Source organism: Pontibacter qinzhouensis (assembly GCF_008017455.1).
In the GTDB taxonomy this organism is placed as follows: domain Bacteria; phylum Bacteroidota; class Bacteroidia; order Cytophagales; family Hymenobacteraceae; genus Pontibacter; species Pontibacter qinzhouensis.
On record NZ_VRTY01000063.1, the window covers coordinates 1 to 22,580 of the forward strand.

Annotated in this window: 20 protein-coding genes; 12 read left to right on the top strand and 8 right to left on the bottom strand. The window is 47.5% G+C overall.

Annotation, left to right across the window (positions count from 1 at the left end):
• Window positions 1–257 (bottom strand): ferrochelatase (locus tag FVR03_RS15645; RefSeq protein ID WP_187270184.1); only part of this gene is annotated, 257 nt, incomplete at its 3' end.
• Window positions 258–633: 376 nt separating this feature from the next.
• On the opposite strand from FVR03_RS15645, the gene era reads away from it, so the two are divergent.
• From era to FVR03_RS24470, 4 genes are all read left to right on the top strand, one after another.
• A complete protein-coding gene (era, locus tag FVR03_RS15650) occupies window positions 634–1,524 on the top strand; it encodes a GTPase Era (RefSeq protein ID WP_147922705.1) in 891 nt (296 codons plus the stop codon).
• 71 nt (window positions 1,525–1,595) lie between these two features.
• A complete protein-coding gene (der, locus tag FVR03_RS15655) occupies window positions 1,596–2,909 on the top strand; it encodes a ribosome biogenesis GTPase Der (protein ID WP_147922706.1) in 1,314 nt (437 codons plus the stop codon).
• Window positions 2,910–2,984: 75 nt separating this feature from the next.
• Entirely contained in the window at window positions 2,985–3,161 is a 177-nt protein-coding gene (locus tag FVR03_RS24465; protein WP_187270185.1) for a hypothetical protein, read from the top strand.
• A 177-nt stretch (window positions 3,162–3,338) separates the two neighbouring features.
• Window positions 3,339–3,512 (top strand): hypothetical protein, encoded by a 174-nt coding sequence (locus FVR03_RS24470; RefSeq protein ID WP_187270186.1) that lies wholly within the window; start codon window positions 3,339–3,341, stop codon window positions 3,510–3,512.
• Window positions 3,513–3,561: 49 nt separating this feature from the next.
• On the opposite strand, the gene FVR03_RS15660 is transcribed toward FVR03_RS24470, so the two are convergent.
• A complete protein-coding gene (locus FVR03_RS15660) occupies window positions 3,562–4,131 on the bottom strand; it encodes a hypothetical protein (RefSeq protein ID WP_147922707.1) in 570 nt (189 codons plus the stop codon).
• 268 nt (window positions 4,132–4,399) lie between these two features.
• On the opposite strand from FVR03_RS15660, the gene FVR03_RS15665 reads away from it, so the two are divergent.
• A complete protein-coding gene (locus FVR03_RS15665) occupies window positions 4,400–5,470 on the top strand; it encodes a hypothetical protein (RefSeq protein WP_147922708.1) in 1,071 nt (356 codons plus the stop codon).
• Window positions 5,471–5,551: 81 nt separating this feature from the next.
• Here FVR03_RS15665 and murQ read toward each other — a convergent pair whose 3' ends face one another.
• The 4 genes from murQ to FVR03_RS15685 all read right to left on the bottom strand — a co-directional run bounded on the left by murQ (window position 5,552) and on the right by FVR03_RS15685 (window position 9,021).
• Window positions 5,552–6,358, bottom strand: a complete 807-nt coding sequence (gene murQ, locus FVR03_RS15670) for an N-acetylmuramic acid 6-phosphate etherase (RefSeq protein WP_147922709.1) — start codon at window positions 6,356–6,358, stop codon at window positions 5,552–5,554.
• 115 nt (window positions 6,359–6,473) lie between these two features.
• Window positions 6,474–7,331 (bottom strand): hypothetical protein, encoded by an 858-nt coding sequence (locus tag FVR03_RS15675; protein WP_147922710.1) that lies wholly within the window; start codon window positions 7,329–7,331, stop codon window positions 6,474–6,476.
• A 62-nt stretch (window positions 7,332–7,393) separates the two neighbouring features.
• On the bottom strand, window positions 7,394–7,669 hold the full coding sequence (locus FVR03_RS15680) for a cytochrome b5 domain-containing protein (RefSeq protein ID WP_147922711.1): 276 nt from the start codon (window positions 7,667–7,669) through the stop codon (window positions 7,394–7,396).
• Between the two features lie 191 nt (window positions 7,670–7,860).
• On the bottom strand, window positions 7,861–9,021 hold the full coding sequence (locus FVR03_RS15685) for a formimidoylglutamase (RefSeq protein ID WP_147922712.1): 1,161 nt from the start codon (window positions 9,019–9,021) through the stop codon (window positions 7,861–7,863).
• Window positions 9,022–9,262: 241 nt separating this feature from the next.
• Between FVR03_RS15685 and FVR03_RS15690 the strand changes: the two genes are divergently transcribed.
• From FVR03_RS15690 to FVR03_RS15715, 6 genes are all read left to right on the top strand, one after another.
• Complete coding sequence (locus tag FVR03_RS15690; RefSeq protein ID WP_147922735.1) at window positions 9,263–11,023, top strand: AMP-dependent synthetase/ligase; 1,761 nt, start codon at window positions 9,263–9,265, stop codon at window positions 11,021–11,023.
• Window positions 11,024–11,315: 292 nt separating this feature from the next.
• Window positions 11,316–11,750 (top strand): MarR family winged helix-turn-helix transcriptional regulator, encoded by a 435-nt coding sequence (locus tag FVR03_RS15695; RefSeq protein WP_147922713.1) that lies wholly within the window; start codon window positions 11,316–11,318, stop codon window positions 11,748–11,750.
• 138 nt (window positions 11,751–11,888) lie between these two features.
• Complete coding sequence (locus FVR03_RS15700) at window positions 11,889–14,291, top strand: 3-hydroxyacyl-CoA dehydrogenase/enoyl-CoA hydratase family protein (protein WP_147922714.1); 2,403 nt, start codon at window positions 11,889–11,891, stop codon at window positions 14,289–14,291.
• Between the two features lie 78 nt (window positions 14,292–14,369).
• Window positions 14,370–15,548 carry an acetyl-CoA C-acyltransferase gene (locus FVR03_RS15705; protein WP_147922715.1) on the top strand — a complete coding sequence of 393 codons (1,179 nt, stop codon included), beginning with the start codon at window positions 14,370–14,372 and terminating at the stop codon, window positions 15,546–15,548.
• 70 nt (window positions 15,549–15,618) lie between these two features.
• A complete protein-coding gene (locus tag FVR03_RS15710; protein ID WP_255474243.1) occupies window positions 15,619–15,945 on the top strand; it encodes a four helix bundle protein in 327 nt (108 codons plus the stop codon).
• 28 nt (window positions 15,946–15,973) lie between these two features.
• Window positions 15,974–17,761 carry an acyl-CoA dehydrogenase FadE gene (locus FVR03_RS15715; RefSeq protein WP_147922717.1) on the top strand — a complete coding sequence of 596 codons (1,788 nt, stop codon included), beginning with the start codon at window positions 15,974–15,976 and terminating at the stop codon, window positions 17,759–17,761.
• Between the two features lie 509 nt (window positions 17,762–18,270).
• Here the strand turns inward: FVR03_RS15715 and FVR03_RS15720 are convergent.
• Window positions 18,271–19,734: a hypothetical protein gene (locus tag FVR03_RS15720; RefSeq protein ID WP_147922718.1), complete on the bottom strand. Its 1,464-nt coding sequence runs from the start codon at window positions 19,732–19,734 to the stop codon at window positions 18,271–18,273.
• Window positions 19,735–20,252: 518 nt separating this feature from the next.
• On the opposite strand from FVR03_RS15720, the gene FVR03_RS15725 reads away from it, so the two are divergent.
• The gene (locus FVR03_RS15725) at window positions 20,253–20,441 is read left to right on the top strand and encodes a hypothetical protein (protein ID WP_147922719.1); all 189 of its coding nucleotides are present in this window, start codon (window positions 20,253–20,255) and stop codon (window positions 20,439–20,441) included.
• A gap of 4 nt (window positions 20,442–20,445) precedes the next feature.
• On the opposite strand, the gene recG is transcribed toward FVR03_RS15725, so the two are convergent.
• Window positions 20,446–22,539 carry an ATP-dependent DNA helicase RecG gene (gene recG / locus FVR03_RS15730; protein ID WP_147922720.1) on the bottom strand — a complete coding sequence of 698 codons (2,094 nt, stop codon included), beginning with the start codon at window positions 22,537–22,539 and terminating at the stop codon, window positions 20,446–20,448.
• Window positions 22,540–22,580 lie beyond the last annotated feature (41 nt).

Genomic DNA, 22,580 nt, shown 5'->3' on the forward strand with positions numbered 1-22,580 from the left:
AGGTCGAGGCCATGGTAGAGTAGCGGAGAGCCACGTTCTGTCCAGAGTTCTTTATAAACCTTGGCAGATTTCGGGGCGCGAAACGGGGCAATAATGCCGTTTATTAAAGCAAAGCGCTGTACCAGGGGTATATCAATCACACGCTTGTCCATCAGGAACTCGCGCAGGTACTTTCTTACATCGGGTGTGTTAGGAGTATCTGGCGTACCTAAGTTTACCAGCAGTACGCCAATTTTCCCTGTCGATTTTTTACTCATAAAATCTTTAACTGATTTCCGGGTGCAAAGATACAAACTAGAACCCGTTAGTTGTTGATATTATCTATCTATGGCTTATAGGAATTTTGAATAAGAGATTTTTTGAATTTTGAATAAGGGAATGAATGATTGAGAGAATGCGTGATGAAATATTGGAATACTAAAGCGGTAACTGTAGGTAGTGGAAACCTGTTTTCAAAAGATAATCTGATGTACGTTCTCACTAGTCACTGCTCTTTCAGTTAAAAAGACCATAAATCTCTCATTTTCCCTGAATCCACTCCTTCACTCATTCAAAACTCACAATTCATAATTAATTCACCCACAAGGATTCTACGTAAAAAAGAAGTACTTTTGCAACCTCAAATTTAAACGCATGTCAGAAACTCCTCATAAAGCCGGTTTTGTTAGTATAGTGGGTAAGCCGAACGTTGGCAAATCTACGCTGATGAATGCTTTGGTGGGCGAAAAGCTCTCCATCATTACATCAAAAGCCCAGACTACGCGGCACCGCATTATGGGGATTCTCAACGGCGACGATTTCCAGATTGTGTACTCCGATACGCCTGGCATCATAAAGCCACAGTACGCGCTGCACGAGTCGATGATGAGTTTTGTGCGCACATCTCTCGAAGATGCCGACGTGATCCTGTTCATGACCGATATTTATGAGAAGCACGACGAGGACGATGTAATTGCGCGGCTGCAGCATGCACAGGTGCCTATTCTGCTGCTCATCAACAAAATAGACCAGGCCACCGAAGAGGAACTGACTGAAAAAGTGGCCTACTGGCAGGAGAAGATGCAGCCAACAGAAATACTGCCCATCTCGGCGCTGCACAACTTTGGCCTCGACCATTTGTTCCAGCGTTTGCTGCATTATTTGCCCGAACATCCGGCTTATTTTCCGAAAGATGAACTGACTGACAAGCCAGAGCGTTTCTTTGTGTCGGAGATGATCCGGGAGAAGATTTTCCTGAACTATAAAAAAGAGATTCCTTACAGCTCCGAAGTGGTGATAGAGGAATTTAAGGAGGAGGAAACCATTATCCGCATCAGGGCCGAGATAAGCGTGGAGCGCAAAAGCCAGAAAGGCATTATTATCGGGCACAAAGGCGAGGCGCTTAAAAAAGTGGGCACACAGGCCCGCAAAGACATGGAAGAGTTTTTCCAGAAAAAGATATTTCTTGATTTGTATGTGCGCGTGAACGAAAACTGGCGAACAGACCAGAAGCTGCTACGGCGCTTCGGCTATAGCGGCGAGTAGAATATTAGCACAAATAAAGCTTCGGTGCAGGGTGCACCGGGGGCACTTTAACTATTTTATTTTTTTATTCGATGTCATCTAACATCATTGCTATTGTAGGCCGCCCTAATGTGGGCAAGTCTACACTTTTTAACCGCCTGATCGGGCACCGCAAGGCTATTATGGACAACGTGAGTGGCGTAACCCGCGACCGCAGCTATGGCCACGGCGACTGGATAGGCAAGTATTTTACCGTAATAGACACCGGTGGCTACGTACACGGCACCGACGATATTTTTGAGGAAGAGATAAATAAGCAGGTGGAACTGGCTGTAAAAGAGGCCGATGTCATCCTGTTTATGGTAGACGTAGATGCCGGCCTTACCGGTCTGGATGAAGAATTTGCGAACTACCTGCGCCGCACCGACAAACCTATTTACATTGTAGCCAACAAAGCCGATAGCAACGCGAGGGCGCACCAGATGGGCGAGTTCTATGCGCTGGGTATAGGGCTGGAGATTTTCCCGGTTTCGTCGCAAAACGGCTCCGGCACTGGCGAACTGCTCGATGCTGTTATCACACACTTCAAAGACGAAGGCGTAGAAGACCCTGATGCAGGTATTCCTAAATTTGCCGTGCTTGGCCGACCAAACGTTGGCAAGTCGTCGTTTGTGAACCTGCTGCTCGGTGTGGAGCGTAACATTGTAACCGATATTGCCGGCACCACCCGCGATGCCATCGACTCGCGCTACAACGCCTTCGGCAAAGAGTTTATTATTGTAGACACAGCCGGTGTTCGCCGCAAGAGCAAAGTAAGCGAAGACATAGAGTTTTACTCTGTTATGCGCTCGCTCCGTGCCCTCGAAGATGCGGATGTATGCATTATTATATTAGATGCCACACGCGGCATAGAGGCGCAAGACGTAAACCTTATCTCGCTGGCCGAAAAGAACCGAAAAGGCATTGTAATACTGGTGAACAAGTGGGACCTGGTAGAGAAAAATACTAACTCAACGAAAGAGTTTGAAGAGGAGATACTGGAGAAAATTGCACCTATCAAATACGTGCCGGTTATCTTTACCTCAGTAGTTACCAAGCAGCGTGTGCACAAAGCCATCGAAACGGCAATGGAGGTGTATGAGAACAAAACGCAAAAGATCTCTACCTCTAAGCTCAACGACAAAATACTGCCAGAGATTGATCGTTATCCGCCACCAGCTATAAAAGGTAAGTTTGTGAAGATCAAGTATATTACGCAGCTGCCTACGCACAACCCTACGTTCGCTTTTTTCTGTAACCTGCCGCAGTACATCAAAGAGTCGTACACAAGGTACCTGGAAAACAGCATAAGAAAGCACTTCGGATTTGACGGTGTGCCGATTAAACTGGTATTCCGGAAAAAATAAAATCAGGTACTTTTATTAGTATATTCAGATATGTGATTATATTTGAAGCTTCATTCAACCAATCATTCTATCATCATGAAAAAAGTATTCGGTTTATTATTTGTTGCTGGCCTTTTCGTTTTCGCTTCTTGCGAGTCAACTACTACTGCTACTGAAGAAACAACTACTGACGAAGTTGTTGTAGAAGAAGATGATGCAACTATTATAGATGTTGACACTACCACTACTGAAGTTGATACTACTTCATTATAATCTGTACAAGATTTTATGAGCCACGGCTATAGTCTGGTTCTGCAAAAAGGCGCTCTATCGAGTGCCTTTTTTGTTTTCTGACTAACCTAATTTCTTCCGTGTCGTAAGCTGTGCAGGCCCTGCTTTTCCAGAGGTTTAAGCAGGCATCTTACTATTCAACACCTAAGAGTTTACCACATGAAAAAAGTAATGTATTTAATGATGGCAGCTAGTGTAATGACGCTGGCATCTTGCGAAACAAGCAGACAAGATAAAGCAGAAAACAAAATAGAAAATGCTGCTGAAGATGTAGAAGATGAGGCAGAAGATGTAGCCGAAGACATTGAAGAGGCAACAGAAAAAAAAGACTAACTAAAACAGAAAGAGGAGCCGGTAAGCTCCTCTTTCTGTTGCTGCAGGCCTAATTGCCAAGCCTTTTCTGAATCATGCCATTAACAAGGCCAAACAGGCGTTTGGGCGTAAAGGTGCGCCAGGGTACTTCTTCCATGGTGCCTCCAGAGTTTATATAATAATCGATACTGTAGTTCCGCATCTCTGACAGCACGAAGTCTCTAAAGCAGATGGCGGCAATCCAACCGTCTTCCACATCCTCGAACCACTCTTCATAGTAGGCATCGTCTGAACCATGAAAGTTGAAGACATTTTCCCCAATCAGAATAAAATGTTTGATGCCCTCATACACCATAGGGTCGATGATGTTGCGCTTAAGCTTCATGATGTCGTTGTTGAGTGTGTCGTTCCACTCGCCAATAAATTCTATAATGGTATAACCAAGATCGTAATCAGTAAATAGGATTTTTATGAACAGTGTTTCAGAATCTATATCGTCCCATTGAGGGTGAATGTAGTATCCGTAGATCGTGTGCGTAAAGTCGGTAAGGCTGTTTTCGGCACCATATAATGGCGACCTCGGGTCCTCTGCGGCTGTGTATAAATCAAGCCAGTTGTAATATGGTTCTATAGTATGCATATTAATTCGTTTAAGAAGGCGGCTTCAGCTAAAGCTGCCGGTTTTCTGATTTACTGCAAGAGGCAAAACAAAGTTGGCCCAATCTACCATAACATGCGGGCTGTTCCCAAAAAAGGATAACAACAAGGGCACAGAGTATCTGCACGAAATGTGATGGTATTTAAACCGAAAGCGGCTGCAGGTTTTATAGCGGCTATAATTATGCTATATTGTAAAGGCACTTTTATGCGTTCAGTTTAGAACGCCAGATTTATACAAAACACGGTTTATGCGTCATTTTTTTAGCAGGGGGCTGCATCGGTTGTCGCTCCTGGTGCTTTTCTTTTTCGGCTTTTTTACTGCCCTTGCTTCTCCTGATTATACAGAAGTGTACCACCCGCATATTAACCGGGCGGAGCTGGCGCTCGCACAGAAAAACTACGAAACTGCCCTAGACCTGTACCAGCAGGCTTTTGCTGCAGTGCCATCGCCTTTTGCTAAAGACTATTTTAATGCGGCTGTTTGTGCCACACACGAGGGCAACGAAAAGCTAACGTATGCTTACCTGGAAAAGCTGGCGCTAAAAGGAGTGGACCTGGAGTACCTGAAAAAGCAGAGAGGATTTAAGCCGTTGCAGGAATCTAAGAAATGGAGGAAGTTTGAGCGCAAATATCCGAGATACAGAAAAAATTACCGACAGCACGTAAACCTGGACCTGCGAGCCGATCTCGATGAGCTTTATGCCCGCGACCAGTATTTCAGGCAGGCAAAAGGAGGCTTGCGTGCGCACATAGATACTCTGCGTAAAATTGAAGCAGCTAATGTGGGGGTGCTGCTGCGTGCCATTGAGAAGCACGGCTACCCTGGCGAAAATCAGATTGGTGTAGGCGATACGCTGGAACTGTTGCCTCGATTTGCCATTGTAATAGAGCGACAAACCCGTTTTATGGATGGTTACGACTTTACCAAAATTCTGCAGGAAGCCGTGCAGCAGGGCAGGCTTGCTCCGCATGCTGCCGCTTACCTGATGGAGAAGCAAGGCTTTGGCGACTACAAAACAAGGGCGCTGGTAAAAATATCCTGCGGCAAACCAAAAGACTGCGAAAACGACAAACGCCTGCCCGACCTAAGCAAATTTATGAAGGAGAAGCTCAGTGAAACACAGGAGGAGAATATAAACGAACAGCGCCTGGATCTGGGCCTCGAAAGTCTAAAAGATTATCGGCGGAAAGTCCTCTTTAGCCTGACTCAGCAGGAATTTAATTTTAATTATCCCGGTGCCGTAGCCTACTATATTGCCCCCAGCAACGAAGCTGCCCACGTGCTGACAGAGCGACTGGAGACAATAGAGGAGCTTTAGGTTAGTTAAGAGTTATGAGTTAAAAGTTTCTACTCTCACTCATCCGCTCATTCACTCATTCAAAATTCTGAATTGCGGCAATTACTTTTTCTCGTATGCTTCAATGGCAGCGCGTACATTGCCATGTTTCTGAAGCAGAGCAGCTGCTTCGGTTTCTGGTAACTGAAGCTCCTCCATTAGCATGCGGGTGCCCCTGTCCACAAGCTTGTGGTTCGAGAGCTGCATGTCTACCATTTTATTGCCTTTCACTTTGCCTAGGCGAACCATGGTGGCGGTGGTAAGCATGTTGAGCACCAGTTTTTGGGCAGTACCAGCCTTCATACGAGTGCTGCCGGTCACGAATTCCGGGCCTGTTATTACTTCTACAGGGTACTCGGCAGCAGCTGCCACGGCACTACCTGGGTTGCATACAATACAACCGGTGCTAATGCCTGTATTTCGGCACGTTTTAAGGCCGCCTATAACGTACGGGGTACGACCCGATGCTGCAATGCCTACTACCACATCTTTATCGGTAATCTGGTGCTCCTGCAGATCTAACCAGGCTTGCTGTTCATCGTCTTCGGCAAACTCCACTGCTTTCCGGATGGCACCGTCGCCGCCCGCTATAATGCCGATAACCATACCATGCGGAACGCCATACGTTGGCGGGCATTCTGAGGCATCAACAATACCAAGCCTGCCGCTGGTGCCGGCACCTATATAAAAAAGTCGGCCTCCTTGCCGGAGCTTCTCCACGGTCACTTCTACAAGTTTCTCCAGTTGCGGAATAGCTTTTTCTACAGCCAGCGGAACGGTTTTGTCTTCCTGGTTAATAGAAACAAGCAGTTCCTGCACCGAGAGCTGCTCCAGGTTATTATAATGAGAGGCTGATTCTGTAGTAGACACGTTGTGGAGTTAGAAAGCTAGAAAGTTATAATGTTAGAAAAAAGGCAGGGGTGAAGAGTGGGATGAATGAGCACGCATTTTTAAAGATGCGCGCTCATCAACTCAATCAAAAGTCTTACTGCTCTTTCTCCAGTTGCTCCTGGTGGTAACGTACCATGCCTTCGCTAGGGCTTTGCAGAATAAGGCCTATATGTGCTCCGAACTTTTTAGCCACCTGGTGCAGAATGTCAGAGAAATGATAAGCGATAGAACCTACAAAGTTTATCGGGAGCTTGTCGAAGTCTTTGTACTTGCATACATGGCGCTCAAAGAACTCATTAAAGTTCTCGTAGATCATGGCATGTATAACAGGATGCTTGCTTTTCTCACCCATAAACTTAGCAAAAGTAGCCAGGTAGGTGCTTGGCATATCGGTGTAGTAAACTGAATCTAATATGCCGTCTTTTGTCAGGTTGTATGTTTTCTTCAGCGACTCTGCCAGTTCCTCAGGTAACTCGCGGTACAGGTAAGCCCTAATGAGCAGTTTGCCCAGGAAAGCACCGCTACCTTCATCGCCCATCAGGAAACCTAGCGAAGGCACGTTGTCGATAATTTTTTTGCCGTCGTAGAGGCAGGAGTTAGAGCCTGTTCCTAAAATGCAGGCAATTCCTGGCTGGTGGCCGCAAAGCGATCTGGCTGCGCCAAGCAGGTCGTGGTCTACGTGTACATTGCTGTCAGGAAAAGCACGTCGGAGAGCGTCTTCTACACGCTTATTGCGCTCAGGCGAGCTGCAACCGGCACCATAGTAATACACAGAAACAGGAGACTTTTGTTGTAGGACCGGCACAAGCTCTTTTTCAAAGATGGCGTATATTTCGTCGGTATCGAGGTACTGCGGGTTTATGCCAGCCGTAAAAACCTGCTGATGAGAACCTGTGGCGTCCATTAAACGCCAATCTGTTTTTGTTGAGCCGCTATCTGCTAGTAAGATCATATGGTTATAAGTAAAGTATGTGTACAAACAGAAAGGCAGCAGCCTTCCTGCGGATTACCTTTTTAATACGTTGGTTTTTTTACGGTACCAATGGCCGTAAATTTATCAAAAACATATTCAGTGTGCGGGGCATCCTGTAGTTCTTTTGTCAGGTCTTGCCCGGCCCAGTGCTCATAATGGTTGCCACTGCGCCACAACCTCGATTTTTTTACATCATATATCACGCCTTTATACGCTACCCACACCTCATCCCGATCCTGGCCGTTTCGGGAGGCAAGTTGTTGCAGTGTGTACTCTGGCAACGCATGTTCATTTGCCTTAGTGTCTGTTTCAGGCATCGGGTCTTAGTATAAATAAGTTAAGAGTATATTCAAATATAGTTAAACTATTTTTGTCCTCCACACGCTGTAAAAACGCAGGAGCTTTAATTAGTTAAGAGTTAATAGTTTTTTAAAGCCTGCGCTGGTAATTCATTTCCAAATCTCCTCATCTCCAAATCTTCAAATTTAGAAATCAGCACCTTAAATAATCAGCCGAGCCTTGCCTGCGTTACTACCCAGCGGTTAGGAACTTCACCTTTCGTGGCCTGCAGGTAGTCTTCGTAACTGCAGGGTACAATCCGCGATCCTTTCTCTGCTGATAACGCCTCCACTTCGAGCCACCACTTTTCACTGTGCTTGCTCTTGTAGAACACCATTTTGTCAGGGTTATCATGAAAGCCTACTGCGTATTTTGTAAACTTGTTACCTGTAAACTGAAGATCGTTTTTGCGGTGGTAGTAGCCTTCTATAAAATACCAGATCATGGTAGCCAGGGTGGTGGCCGTTAAATCGCGCTCGTCCAGTTCGGGTTGGTACTCATAAAACCCGATGGAGGTGAGGCTATCGTTCAGACCGGCATACCAGCAAATCTGGCAGGCTTCCTCACCGGTTAAGCCAAATGGGTTGGCCGGTTCGTAGCCGGGAGCATCCTGGTGCCTGATGGCCGAAATATCGAAGGTGAGCAAATCGGCCCCTCTTACTATTGGCTCCATTTCCTGCAGGCTTTTATGCACCTCGCCTACCCGGTATGCCTCAAAATGCAGCTTCTCAAGTGTGCCCATTACTTCTGGCTCCACCAGGTACGACTGGTAACCTACCTGGCCAAAACTGAACAGGTAATTAGGCTCGTGCATCAGGATCTGGCGCAGCTGTTTTCTGTTCGCCGGCTCATCCGACTCCTCCAGCATATCAACCCGGCTGTCTACGGTAACCATGTTTACGGGGCGCTCCAGGTGCTCATAACCAAGGTACTGGCCAAACTCCAGGTCCTGAGAGCCTCCTATAATAACCGGTATGGTGTTGTGCGATACCAGCAGTTCCACAATTTCCTTCAGGCGCAGGTACGTATCGTCGAGGGTTATGCCGGGGCGAAGGTTGCCAAGGTCCACTATTTTACAGCGGCCGGCCCCTTTGGTAAGGCTATACAGCTTTTTGCGTACAGCGCGGGCAGGCGGGTCTGTGGTTTCTGTGGCTGTGCTTGTTTTGTCGCGGCCACGGGTCTCGTGTACGCCAATTATGGCAATATCGGCGGCACGCCAATCCGGAAAGCTGCTTACAAAACGGCTAATATAAGTGCCCAGCGTGCGTGGCTTGCTGAACATGGCGAACAAATCCTCGTTCAGAGGCTCAAAGAAAATAGAAAGATTCATACAGGTGTATCCGAAAGCCTCAAAAATAGTAAAAGAATAGTACACTGGCTCTATGGCACGATTTGATTAGTAATTTAGGTTAAACAAAATATAGCGAAATGGCGCAGGAGCCAAAAAAATCTAGTTACTTAGCATGGTATTTGTGAATAAAATTAACTAACATGCGTAAGTATTTAGCTTTGATCTCTAAGAATTCTGTATTGATATGATAACCACACAATCGCCTAAAAATAAGAAAGTTATGACGGTTACCCGCACATTCGATCTCTTAAGTCATCAGCTTCAGAAGTACCCCCAGCCCGACGCTCTGGCTGCAAAAGTTAACAATAGCTGGCAAAAGTACACCACTCAGGATGTGCAGGATAAAGTAAACCACATTAGCTTAGGCCTGAAAAAGCTGGGCATCGGCAAGGACGATAAAGTTGCCATTATCTCTTTTAACAGACCGGAGTGGGTGTTAATCGATTTTGGAATTCAGCAGCTAGGTGCCATCAGCGTGCCTATGTACCCTACCATTACCATAGAAGATTACCGGTTTATTTTTAACGATGCCGGTGTGAGCATTGTGTTTGTAGCCGATAGCGGCCTCTACAACAAAGTATCGGCAGCCACAGCAGGCATGAGCAGCATACAAGGCATCTATACCTTCGACCAGGTACAGGGAGCCAACCATTGGAATGAGGTAGCCGAGTTAGGTGAGCAGGAAAACCCCGAGGAACTGGAGCCATTAAAAGCAGCCGTGGCACCCGACGATGTGCTGACCATAATTTATACCTCAGGCACCACCGGCAACCCTAAAGGTGTTATGCTCACGCACAATAACCTGGTAAGCAATGTAATGGGCGTAATGCCTTTTCTGCCTGTAAACCACAAGCACCGGGCACTAAGTTTTCTGCCGCTGAGCCACGTGTTCGAACGCATGCTATTGTATTTGTATGTTTATTCCGGGGTATCTATTTATTACGCCGAGAGCATTGAAAAGGTAGCCGATAACCTGAAAGAAGTGCAGCCGCATGTGTTTGCCACCGTACCACGCCTGCTTGAAAAGGTATACGACAAAATAGTTGCCAAAGGAATGGAGCTTACTGGCATAAAACGCAGGCTGTTTTTCTGGGCACTGGAGCTGGGTCTGAAATACGACACCCAGGAAAACCAGGGCTGGTGGTACAATAAACAGCTCGAAATTGCCAATAAGATCATTTTCAGTAAGTGGCGCGAGGCTTTGGGTGGTAATATTATTGCTGTTGTATCGGGTGGTGCTGCACTGCAGGCCCGCCTGGCACGCGTGTTCTGGTCGGCCCAGATCCGGGTAATGGAAGGCTACGGCTTAACAGAAACCTCGCCGGTAATAGCCGTGAACCGCTGGGAACCCGAAGATAACAAGATCGGCACCGTAGGGCCTGTTATAAATGGTGTAGAAGTAATGATAGCTCCAACCGATGGTGAAATTCTGACCCGTGGGCCGCACATTATGAAAGGCTACTACAAAAAGCCTGAGCTAACAGACGAGGTTATTGACAAGGATGGTTGGTTCCATACCGGCGATATTGGCGAGATTGTAAACGGGAAGTACCTGAAAATAACCGACCGCAAAAAAGAAATGCTCAAGACATCGGGCGGAAAATACATAGCACCCCAGATGATCGAGAACAAGCTGAAAGAATCGGTGGTAATTGAGCAGACGATGGTGGTAGGCGATGGCCAGAAATATGCTGCAGCGCTTATCGTGCCTTCCTTCCCGGGGCTGCAGGATTATTGCCAGTTTAAAGGCATACCGTACACCACCGATGAAGAGATGATTACAAAACCCGAAATACTCGACAAGTTTCAGCGGGAGATTGACAAAGCCAACGAACAGCTTGCCCAGTTCGAAACCATTAAAAAGTTTAAGCTTCTGCCTAAGCTGTGGACCATAGAAAGTGGGGAGCTTACACCAAAACTGAGCGTAAAACGACGGGTTATTACCACCAGATATACGAACGAAATCGACAGCATGTACTAGCCTGAATTATTCTAATGAAAATGGCCTTCAGAAGAAAAAAATCCATGTTAAGGGCGAGGCCTCTCAAGGGTTGTAGCTCTTTTGGGAAGCCACAAAATTAGTTCTGCACCATAAGAAAGCCCTGCTGCCAACTAGCGGGGCTTTTTTGTGGGCTTGCTACCTGCTTAACCTCATGTTTGTTGCTATCTGAAAGTTTATGTAAGCTGTGTTGCAACAGGCACCGAATTTTTCCGTTAAAATAGTATGCAAGCATAACATTTTTATTTATATTTGGTATAACCAGTATAAGACTATGAAGCCAGAAGAAACCGTAGATTATAATGTAAAAGTGTGCTGGCATGCCATTTCGCGTATGTATAATACCGAGGCAGGCAAAAACGGTATCACCACCTCCATCGGGTTTGTGCTGTTAAACATTAACCAGGAAACAGGCACTCCTGCCACCAAAATTGCTCCGCTGCTCGGCCTAGAAGCCCGGAGCCTCACCCGTATTCTGAAAAGTATGGAAGAAGATGGCCTAATCTACAAAGTTTCTGATGAGAAGGATAAACGGCTGGTTCGTATTTTCTTAACAGAAAAAGGACTGGAGAAGAAAGAAGTGTCGCGGCGGACCGTAAAGCACTTTAACCATAAGGTGCGCGATGAAATTCCGGAGCAGGAACTGCAGGCTTTTTTCCAGGTCTGCAGTAAGCTCATTAACATGGTAGAGAACAAAAATATTTTCTGAACACCAGCTATACCATTTTAGGAAATTGCCGGCAACAGCACCTTGTGCTGCCATCAGAACATCTTAATCAAAAATAAATCGAAAAGTCTTGTTTCATGATACTTATGTCTTTTTAAATAGACCATCATAAAAATTTCTATGAAAAGAATTATTAAGAAAGTAGCCGTGCTTGGTTCCGGCGTAATGGGTTCGCGCATTGCCTGCCACTTCGCCAACATAGGTGTGCAGGTGCTGTTGCTCGATATTGTTCCGAAGGAGCCAACGCCTGAAGAGCAGGCCAAAAAAATAACGACCGATAGTAAGCAGTTCCGGAACAGAATCGTGAATAGCTCTCTGCAGGCGGCCGTTGCTTCTAACCCATCGCCGCTGTACCGCAAGTCTGACGCACACCTCATTCAGACCGGTAACTTTGAAGACAACATGAAGGATATCGCCACCGCCGACTGGATTATTGAGGTGGTGGTGGAGAACCTGAAAATTAAAAAGCTGGTGTACGATCAGGTGGAGCAATTTCGCAAACCCGGCACACTTATTACCTCCAACACCTCCGGTATACCCATCCACCTTATGGCTCAGGAACGCTCTGAGGATTTCAGAAAGCATTTCTGCGGCACGCACTTTTTTAACCCGCCGCGCTACCTCAAGCTACTGGAAATTATCCCAACCCCTGACACAGACCAGGCAGTTGTAGATTTCCTGATGCACTACGGCGACCTGTACCTGGGCAAAACCACGGTGCTGGCCAAAGACTCACCAGCCTTTATTGCCAACCGCGTAGGCATTTACGGCATTATGCAAACCCTGAAGGCCATGGAGAAAACCGGGCTGACCATTGATGAGGTAGACCGGATTACAGGCCCCATCGTTGGCCGGCCAAAGTCAGCCACCTTCCGCACCTTAGATGTAGTTGGTCTGGATACCACCATTAACGTAGCCAACGGCCTTTACCAGGCAGGGGAGCAGGATGAGTCGCGGGATCTGTTCCAGATTCCGGGTTATGTGCAGCAGATGGCGGAGAAAAAATGGTTGGGCGACAAAACCGGGCAGGGCTTCTACAAGAAAACAAAAGACGCTAAAGGCAAAACCGAAATCCTGACGCTCGACCTGAACACCATGGAGTATGCGCCAAAGCAGAAAGTGAAGTTCCAGAGCCTGGAAGTGCTAAAGCCAATTGATGACCTAAAGAAACGGATTAAAACATTCTCAGCGCAAACCGATAAAGCGGCACAGTTCTTTAACGAGACACTGTTCGGCCTGTTCCAGTACGTGTCGAACCGTATTCCGGAAATTTCGGATGAACTGTACCGCATAGACGATGCCTTGCGTGCCGGCTTTGGCTGGGAACTGGGGCCGTTTGAGTACTGGGATGCCATTGGAGCACGCGAAGGCCTACAGCGCATGACAGAGGCTGGCTACGAACCTGCCCCCTGGGTAGAAGAAATGCTGAATCACGGCAAAGAGTCCTTTTATGTGGTGGATAACGGCCAGCGTCGCTATTACGACATCCAAAGCAAAGAGTACAAAGCCATACCCGGAGCAGAAAACTTTATTGTTCTCAACAACCTCCGCGATAACAAACTGGTCTGGAAAAACAGTGGCGTCAGTATCATCGACCTTGGCGATGGTATTCTGAACATCGAGTTTCATACCAAAATGAACACCATTGGCGGGGACGTGATAGCTGGTTTGCATAAAGGCATCGACCTGGCCGAAAAAGAGTTCAGAGGTGTAGTGGTGGGCAGCGATGCTGCTAACTTTTCGGCCGGAGCCAACGTGGCGCTGATTTATATGTCGGCGCTGGAGCAGGAGTACGACGAGCTGAACTTTATGATTAAGCAGTTTCAGGATACCATGATGCGCATGCGCTACTCTGCAGTTCCGGTAGTGGGAGCACCGCATGGCCTAACGCTTGGCGGAGGTTGTGAACTCAACCTGCACTGCGACCACATTCAGGCAGCAGCCGAAACCTACATGGGCCTGGTAGAATTTGGAGTAGGTCTGATTCCGGGAGGTGGCGGTACCAAAGAAATGACGGTGCGTGCCGCTGAGCTTTTCGAAGAAGGCGACATAGAACTGAATACGCTCAAGAACATCTTCCTGAATATCGGTATGGCAAAGGTGTCTACGTCAGCGGCAGAGGCTGTGGATTTAGGCTTTATGCGCAAGAGCGATGGCACAACCATTAATTGCAACCGTTTGCTGGCCGATGCCAAAGCACAAGCCATTTTACTGGCAGAAAGAGGCTATACCAAACCGGTTCCTAAAACCAACATACGCGTGCAGGGCAGAGCCGGCTTAGGCATGTTCCTGACAGGTGCCAACGCTATGTATACTGGCCGCTATATGTCGGAGCACGACCTCAAGATTTCTCAGAAGCTGGCTTACGTGATGTGTGGTGGCGATTTATCGGCCCCAACCGAAGTAAGCGAACAATATCTGCTGGACCTGGAGCGCGAAGCCTTCCTGTCGCTGACAGGAGAGCGCAAAACACTGGAGCGTATCCAGAGCATCCTGACGACAGGTAAGCCGCTGAGGAACTGAGGGGACAGGTCGCGACCTGTCCGTACGATAGCAGAAAGAACAACAATTTAACAATTCAGCAATTCAACAATTAAAAATATGAACAATGCCTATATCGTAGCCGGATTTCGCAGTGCCGTAGGAAAAGCACCACGCGGTGTGTTTCGGTTTACCAGACCCGATGACCTGGCCGCTGACGTAATTAAGCGCCTGATGGCCGCTGTGCCGGAACTGGACCCGGAGCGGGTAGACGACCTGATTGTGGGCAACGCAGTACCGGAAGCGGAGCAGGGCCTGCAGATCGGTCGAATGATTTCGCTCTTGTCGCTGCCCTTGTCGGTTTCTGGCATGACGGTAAACCGCTACTGCGGCTCCGGCATCGAAACCATTGCCATGGCCTGCAACCGCATTCAGGCTGGTATGGCCGATTGTATTATAGCGGGTGGAACAGAATCTATGTCGATGGTGCCAACGGCAGGGTGGAAGACGGTGCCCAACTATAAGATCGCTAAAAATAACCCCGACTGGTACCTGAGTATGGGCCTTACCGCAGAGGCTGTAGCCAAAGACTACAACGTGACCCGCGAGGACATGGATGAGTTTGCTTTCCAGTCGCACCAGAAAGCGCTGAACGCTATTGCTAATGGCTACTTCAAAGACCAGATTGTGCCAATAACCGTGGAGGAAACTTATGTAGACGAAAACGGCAAAAAGAAAACCCGCAGCTATGTAGTAGATACCGACGAAGGCCCCAGAGCTGATACTTCGCTGGAGCGGCTGGCCAAGCTAAAACCTGTGTTTGCGAATGGCGGTACGGTTACAGCTGGTAATTCTTCCCAAACATCAGATGGTGCCGCTTTTGTGTTAGTCATGAGCGAGCAGCTGGTAAAGGAACTGAACCTGGAGCCGATTGCCCGCCTCATCAGCTATGGCACTGGCGGCGTAGACCCGCGTATTATGGGCATGGGACCTATCGCTGCCGTTCCGAAAGCCCTGAAGCAAGCGGGAATGAAACTTGCCGATATCGATCTGATAGAAATGAACGAAGCCTTTGCAGCGCAGTCCATTGCCGTTATGCGCCACCTCGATTTTGACCCGGCCAAACTAAACATAAGTGGTGGAGCCATCGCCTTAGGTCACCCGCTGGGCTGTTCGGGAGCCAAACTAAGTGTGCAGCAATTCAGCGAACTGCGCCGCCTGGGCAAAAAATACGGCATCGTTACGGCCTGTGTAGGTGGCGGCCAAGGTGTGGCGGGTGTGTATGAACTCCTTCGGTAGATGTTAGATAGTAGATTCTAGATGTTAGACTTATCTTATGCATAGTTTCAAGGATCTTAAAATATGTTCAATGGAGCTGGCAAAAGTTGTTTATGAAACTACTGCCAACTTTCCAGCAAATGAAAGATATGGTCTTACGTCTCAAATCAATCGGGCAGCTGTATCTGTGCCCTCCAACATTGCTGAAGGAGCAGGAAGAAACTCAGCTAAAGAGTTTGCTCAGTTTCTAAGCATAGCACTTGGCTCTGCTTTTGAGTTAGAAACTCAACTGATTTTAGCAAATTCCTTTGGGTTGATTAGTAAAGCTTCACTCGAATCTATTCTACAACAGCTTGAACAAATTCAGAAGATGATCTACAGCTTTAAAAACTCTATTTTAAAAAAATCTATTATCTAAAATCTAGCATCTATAATCTTAAGAAAATATGGAAACCAAATCAGCTAGCATAAAAGGCGGAGAGTTTCTGATAAAGGAAACTTACCCGCAGGATGTATTTATACCCGAAGAGTTTAATGAGGAGCAGCAAATGATGGCGCAGACCTGCCGCGACTTTGTGCGCGAAGAGGTGCTGCCTCTGCTCGACCGCCTCGATAACCACGAAGAGGGCCTGATGGAAAACCTGATGAAAAAGGCAGGAGAACTTGGCCTTTTTGCAGTTTCTATTCCGGAGGCGTATGGTGGCCTGAACATGGATTTTAACACGGCCTTGCTGGTAACAGAATCAGTAGGAGGTGGGCACTCGTTTCCGGTGGCTTTTGCAGCGCACACGGGTATTGGTACGCTGCCGATCCTGTATTTCGGAACGGAGGAGCAAAAGGAAAAATACGTGCCCAAACTGGTAAGCGGCGAATGGATGTCGGCGTACTGCCTGACTGAGCCAGGTTCGGGTTCCGATGCACTGGCTGCTAAGTCGAAAGCAGTTTTGAACGCAGAAGGCACCCATTACATCCTCAACGGCCAGAAAATGTGGATCACGAACGCAGGTTTTGCTGATGTGTTTATTGTGTTTGCGCAGATAGATGGCGACCAGTTTACTGGTTTTATCGTGGAGAAAGATTTTCCGGGAGTGAGCCTTGGCAATGAGGAGCATAAAATGGGCATTAAAGGCTCCTCTACGCGGCAGGTATTCTTTACTGATTGCCAGGTGCCGGTGGAGAACGTGCTGGGCGACATCGGCAAAGGCCATTTAATTGCCTTCAACATCCTGAACATCGGGCGGGTAAAGCTGGGAGCTGCTACATTGGGAGCCTCTAAAAGAGTAGCCGACCTGTCGGTAAAATATGCGAATGAGCGGCAGCAGTTTAAATTGCCAATTGCGAAGTTCGGGGCCATCAGGCATAAACTGGCGGAGCAGGCTATTCGCATTTTTGCTGTAGAATCGGCGCTTTACCGCCTCGGTATAGATATTTACCGCATGGAGCAGGAACTGCTGGCTTCCGGTAAAGATGAAAATGAGGCCTTGCTCGGAGCAGCCCGTGAGTTTGCCGTGGAATGTGCCATCATAAAAGTTGAAGGCTCCGAGGTGCTCGATTATGTGGTAGACGAAGGGGTGCAGATTTACGGTGGTTATGGCTTCTCTGCCGATTACCCCATGGACCGCGCCTACCGCGACTCCCGCATTAACCGCATTTTTGAAGGTACCAACGAGATCAACCGCATGCTGACCGTAGACATGATCCTGAAAAAGGCCATGAAAGGCGAGCTTGACCTCATGGGGCCAGCGCAGGCAGTGCAGCAGGAACTTATGGCTATTCCTGATTTCGGAGCAGCAGAGGAAGAAGGCTTGTTCTCGGCCGAACACAAAGCCATCCGAAACCTGAAAAAGGCTATTCTGCTGGTGGCCGGAACAGCGGTGCAGAAGTACATGAACTCGCTTGCCAAAGAGCAGGAGGTACTGATGAACATTGCCGATATGGCCATTAAAACGTATGTGGCAGAATCTACGCTGCTGCGCGTGGAGAAACTGGTGAGCCAGAAAGGCGAAGAAACTGTGGCTAACCAAATCGACATGGTGCGGGTGGTGGTAAACGATGCCGTTGATATTGCCTTTAAAGCAGGTAAAGAAGGTATTGCCGCCATGGCTGAAGGCGATGAGCAGCGCCTGCTGTTTATGGGCCTGAAGCGCTTCACCAAAAAAGACCTCTACAACACCAAAGAAGCCCGCCGCCGTATAGCAGCCGCTCTGATAGAAGCAAACGAGTACATCTACTAACTTTCAATTCTAAACAAACCCGAAGGCTTGCTCTAACACAGCAAGCCTTTTGGTTTCTGCGTACTCCATGCTCCCGTATACCCTTGACTCAAAAATGCTCAAAAACCTTCTGGAGGGCATTTTTATTTGAATAATTTGGTGGCTGAGATGAATTCAAAATTAAAAATTAGGGAGGGCAAAGAAGAGAATTTTGACTGAGTGACTGAGAGGATGAATAAATAATTAATACCTGAAAAAGCCATATTGTAAATACCCTGAGCCATTTTTCAGAAGGAAGCCCTTGGAAGGCCAATTTCATTAGAATAATTGATTGCATGCAACGTAATGTCACTGCCGTAAGCTTTCAGCTTGTGGTTTTAAATAAAGCGAGTTTTTAACTCGCAAATACCACTTCAGAAATATTGTTGTAACTACTTTGAGCTGGCAATAAAAACGTAGCCTGTATGCCAACTCTCACAAGCTGAGGCCTCAGGTAAGTGGTGAACGGAATTTTCCCAGCTCCTTACTCCCTATTTTAAGCTGAGCCGGAGCAACTGCAGGCTTTTTGGAGCTTTGGCTGTTCTGGCAACTGCTACTATTTCCTTATCGGCTAGCCAGCTTGTAAAACTTTTTATATAAGGAATGTCTGCTGATTTGGCCACTGCAATACCTAAGGCAACAGGCGCTTTGGCAGAGCCGGTTACAGTGCTGATGGAGCGCATGAACAAATCGTGCTTGCCGTTTAGTTGCTCCAGTGTCAGGAGCTGCAGCATGTTGCCTGCTAAATGGGCTCTGTACGAAATGCCCGAAAAACCCTGTGTGGCGGGTGCTTCCTGCTGCTTCATGACCACGGAGTTCCAGGAGAGGTTAAGCACATCGTTGTAGCAAAAGAGATGTAGTTCCAGTCCGAAGTAAGGTGCGTTCTCTCCGCCTGCTGCAAATTTTTTCTCAGCTATCACCACCAGCCTGTTGTCTGCAGTAAGCAGCAGTTCCGAAATGTAAATATCTTCGAGCCGTTCAGCTACAACGCCTCTGGCTCTCCCCATGTTGTTCATGTTTTCCAGGTAGGCAGGCGTAAACTTAAATTCTTCGGCAAAGAGCATGTCTTCTGCTTCAAAGTCAAATTTCAGGGTTCTGAGGCTGTGGTAAACAGCTGTCTTTTCGTCGGCAGTAAGTACTGTTCCGAATAATTTACCATTGGGCAGCAGTTTGTATTTACCGTCCAGAATGTAGAGCTTGTTGCCGCCTTCTGCTCCTCCTGCCAGCACCGAGAGGCTTTTAACCTCAGCACCAGCCAGGGTGTAGCGTCTTACCGTCAGGCGCTGCATGTTATCAGATATCAGGCTGACATATTGGTCGCCGTTGCTGCTGATCTGGATGTCGGCAGAGAATATAGTAGTAAGGTCGTTGAGGTTGTAATCGGTATCTTTCAGTTGGGTTAGTTTGCTATCGTATAGCTTGCCCTTAATATTTGTAATCTGCTGGTTTGGGTCTGTCTGGTACTGGTATGCCAGCAGCCGTGCGCCATCTTCAGATGCAGTTATGTTCGCCTTCCGAAACGACATGGGCGCTTCGAGCAGCATCAGGCTTTTTTCAGTAGCCCCGGTTGCCAGGTTTATCAGGTGCCCATGCAACTGCTGCGATCCCTGACCGTTATCGCGGTGCGTAATAACAAGCGCTGCATCACCTGTTTTCAAAAACGCGATAACCGACTCTACACCTGCAATGGGCACAGCAGCACTCCAGGCTTTCTTCAGGTTGGTTGAATATTTCTCAACGGTATACTCGCTAATGCCTTGCTTGTGCAGCACCACAAACTCATTCGCATTTAGGGCCAGCGTTTTATTTGTAATCTGCTCGTTATACACATCTTCTGTGGCATCAAGAGTGTAAGCAAAGGGAGTAGATGCTTTAATTTTTGCCTGCGCCAGTGCCGGTGAGGCAGGGTAAAAGAAACACAGCAACAGGAGCAGTAAAGCGAATTGTTTTATCACGATTTGTTTTGTTATTTATGCAAAGTAAGGTGAAAATTAACCGGATATTGTCAGATTATCAACATAAAAAACATGCGCCATAGCTGCAGCAAGTGTGGTAGTTAATACGTGTAGCCGGTGAAGCAGGCTTTCAGGTGAAGCCTTGGACGTGTAAATTTTATAAGAAAGCTGAATTATTCAAATAAAAACGGCCTCCAGAAGGTTTTGCATCCGAATTCTGCCAAGGCCATGGACGCGAAATAGTTGTTAGATGAACTTAGCAAAAAGCTGGCCGCAAGGATGTTGAAATATTTTTTTGTTGCTGTACAATATTTTTAGCTTGCATACGTGTTAGAAATTAAATTTATAAATATTTGAATTTCAGCGTTATAAGGTTTGTGATGATTAAATATAGGTTTTTTTCTATACAAATGACTAATTAAATTATCAAAATAGAATACTTGTTAGTTTAGTTTATTTATTCTTTCTGTGTACTTTTGTAAAAGTGCTTTTACAAAACGTTTATCTAAATCTATGATATGAAGTCTTTACTGAAAGTTTTTGTCTTTGTGGCTTTAATCATCATCAGTAAAATAACGCGTGATGCAGAAGTAATTGAAATTAAAGCTCCTGCACGTCAGAGCCGTGCCATCCTGAGCTACGACAAGCAAACTGCTATGGCCAACGATCTGCAGCAGGAAGAGCAAACTAACAAGCTCTACAACTAATTCCTTAGCTTATCCGGCTCCAGTTTACGGCATTCGCGCTCAGCGACTGTATGTGCTTCCGGATATTCTGATGCTGGTCCTGCTCCAGTTGCGGATCCTGCTCCAGTATTCTTTGTGCCGCCGCCCTGGCCTCCTGCAAAATAGGAGCATCTTTTGCCAGATCAGAAATCAACAAATCCAGTACGCCGCTTTGCTGAGTTCCCATCAGATCTCCGGGCCCCCGAAGCTTCAAATCAATATCTGCAATTTCAAAACCGTTGTTGGTGCGTACCATGGTTTCGAGGCGCGTTTTGCTGTCTTTGCTCAGTTTGTAGCCCGTCATGAGTATGCAGTAGCTCTGCTCAGCCCCGCGCCCTACACGCCCGCGCAACTGGTGCAGCTGCGATAAGCCAAATCGTTCGGCACTCTCTATTACCATAACAGAGGCATTCGGCACGTTTACACCTACTTCTATTACAGTAGTAGCCACCATTATATGTGTTTCGTTTTTTACGAAGCGCTGCATCTCGTAGTCTTTGTCCTGCGCCTTCATTTTGCCGTGCACCATGCTGATCTGGAACTCCGGAAAAGCCCGCCGCACACTCTCATAACCATCCATCAGGTCTTTGTAATCCATGCCCTCCGATTCTTCAATCAGCGGATATACAATGTAGGCTTGTCGGCCGAGCTTTATCTCTTTTCTGATAAATTCGAACACACGTAGCCGGTGACTGTCGAAGCGGTGCACGGTCACGATCTCTTTTCGGCCGGCCGGTAGCTCATCTATCACCGATACATCCAGGTCGCCATAAAGTGTCATGGCCAGGGTGCGGGGAATGGGAGTGGCTGTCATAACAAGCACGTGCGGAATAATCTGCGGGTTCTTGCGCCAGAGTCTGGACCGTTGCTCTACCCCAAAGCGGTGCTGCTCATCTACAATGCAAAGGCCCAGGTTCTGAAACTGCACCACATCTTCCAGCAGTGCATGCGTGCCTACAATCATTTTCATTTCGCCGGAGCGTAGCTGCTCGTGCAGTACCTTACGGTCTTTTGTTTTGCTGGAACCGGTGAGCTTGCCCAGTAGAATGCCTAGGCTGTCAGCAAACTTCTTCAGGCCCTGGTAGTGCTGGTCGGCCAGTATTTCGGTCGGGGCCATCAGCACCGATTGTGCTCCGTTGTCTGCGGCAATAAGCATGGTGATAAAGGCCACAATAGTTTTGCCGCTTCCTACATCGCCTTGCAGCAGGCGGTTCATCTGTTTACCGGCTGTCAGGTCTTTGTAAATTTCCTTGACCACCCGCTTCTGCGCGTTGGTCAGGTCGAAGGTCATGTGATTTTTGTAGAACTCGTTCAGGGTCGGGATGTTCTTAAATATCTGCCCCTTAAGTTCCACCCGGCGTACTACCCGCTGGCGCAGCAGCCGCAACTGAACGTAAAAAAGCTCTTCGAAGGTAAGCCGGAACTTGGCTGCCTTGTATTTCTCTGCCGATTCAGGGAAGTGAATGTTGAGCAGTGCCTCGCGTTTCCCGATGAGGCGGTAGTGGTCCACGAGGTCCGGCGATAGCGTTTCCTGGATATGCGGAGCCGCCATGTTGAGCAGCACCTCCATCATCTTTGCAATGGTTTTGCTCTCGACGCGGAAGCTTTTGAGTTTTTCGGTGGTGTTATAGACTGGCTGCAGAAAAGCGTTGGTGGGCTTCTGTTCTGTTACCTCCTCCAGTTCGGGGTGCGCTATGTTGTAGCGGCCGTTAAATTCGGTTGGCTTTCCGAATACAATGTAGTCGGTGTGGTTCTTGAGCGACTTTTCTACCCACTTTACCCCCTTAAACCAGACAAGCTCTATTTCTCCGGTTTCGTCTACCAGCCTAGCCGAGAGGCGTTGTTTGCGGCCTTCGCCAAGTAGCTCTTTGCCACGCAAGCGCCCCTTTATCTGCACATACGGCAGCGACTCGTCGAGCTCGGCAATTTTGTAAAACTGCGTGCGATCGAGGTACCGGAAGGGGTAGTGCTGTATGAGGTCGCCATACGTAAAAATGCCCAGTTCCTTTTGCAGTAGCTCAGCCCGCTGCGGCCCCACGCCCTTCAGAAATTCTATTTTGGTATGGAAAAAGTTGCTCAAGGCAGTTTAGGCAGGTTTAGTTCTGTGATAAGGCTTTTACG

Bases quoted from the DNA above. Each gene is read 5' to 3' on its own strand.
- era (WP_147922705.1), top strand. From the start codon at position 634: ATGTCAGAAACTCCTCATAAAGCCGGTTTTGTTAGTATAGTGGGTAAG.
- der (WP_147922706.1), top strand. From the start codon at position 1,596: ATGTCATCTAACATCATTGCTATTGTAGGCCGCCCTAATGTGGGCAAG.
- FVR03_RS24465 (WP_187270185.1), top strand. From the start codon at position 2,985: ATGAAAAAAGTATTCGGTTTATTATTTGTTGCTGGCCTTTTCGTTTTC.
- FVR03_RS24470 (WP_187270186.1), top strand. From the start codon at position 3,339: ATGAAAAAAGTAATGTATTTAATGATGGCAGCTAGTGTAATGACGCTG.
- FVR03_RS15660 (WP_147922707.1), bottom strand. From the start codon at position 4,131: ATGCATACTATAGAACCATATTACAACTGGCTTGATTTATACACAGCC.
- FVR03_RS15665 (WP_147922708.1), top strand. From the start codon at position 4,400: ATGCGTCATTTTTTTAGCAGGGGGCTGCATCGGTTGTCGCTCCTGGTG.
- FVR03_RS15675 (WP_147922710.1), bottom strand. From the start codon at position 7,331: ATGATCTTACTAGCAGATAGCGGCTCAACAAAAACAGATTGGCGTTTA.
- FVR03_RS15680 (WP_147922711.1), bottom strand. From the start codon at position 7,669: ATGCCTGAAACAGACACTAAGGCAAATGAACATGCGTTGCCAGAGTAC.
- FVR03_RS15685 (WP_147922712.1), bottom strand. From the start codon at position 9,021: ATGAATCTTTCTATTTTCTTTGAGCCTCTGAACGAGGATTTGTTCGCC.
- FVR03_RS15690 (WP_147922735.1), top strand. From the start codon at position 9,263: ATGACGGTTACCCGCACATTCGATCTCTTAAGTCATCAGCTTCAGAAG.
- FVR03_RS15695 (WP_147922713.1), top strand. From the start codon at position 11,316: ATGAAGCCAGAAGAAACCGTAGATTATAATGTAAAAGTGTGCTGGCAT.
- FVR03_RS15700 (WP_147922714.1), top strand. From the start codon at position 11,889: ATGAAAAGAATTATTAAGAAAGTAGCCGTGCTTGGTTCCGGCGTAATG.
- FVR03_RS15705 (WP_147922715.1), top strand. From the start codon at position 14,370: ATGAACAATGCCTATATCGTAGCCGGATTTCGCAGTGCCGTAGGAAAA.
- FVR03_RS15710 (WP_255474243.1), top strand. From the start codon at position 15,619: ATGGAGCTGGCAAAAGTTGTTTATGAAACTACTGCCAACTTTCCAGCA.
- FVR03_RS15715 (WP_147922717.1), top strand. From the start codon at position 15,974: ATGGAAACCAAATCAGCTAGCATAAAAGGCGGAGAGTTTCTGATAAAG.
- FVR03_RS15725 (WP_147922719.1), top strand. From the start codon at position 20,253: ATGAAGTCTTTACTGAAAGTTTTTGTCTTTGTGGCTTTAATCATCATC.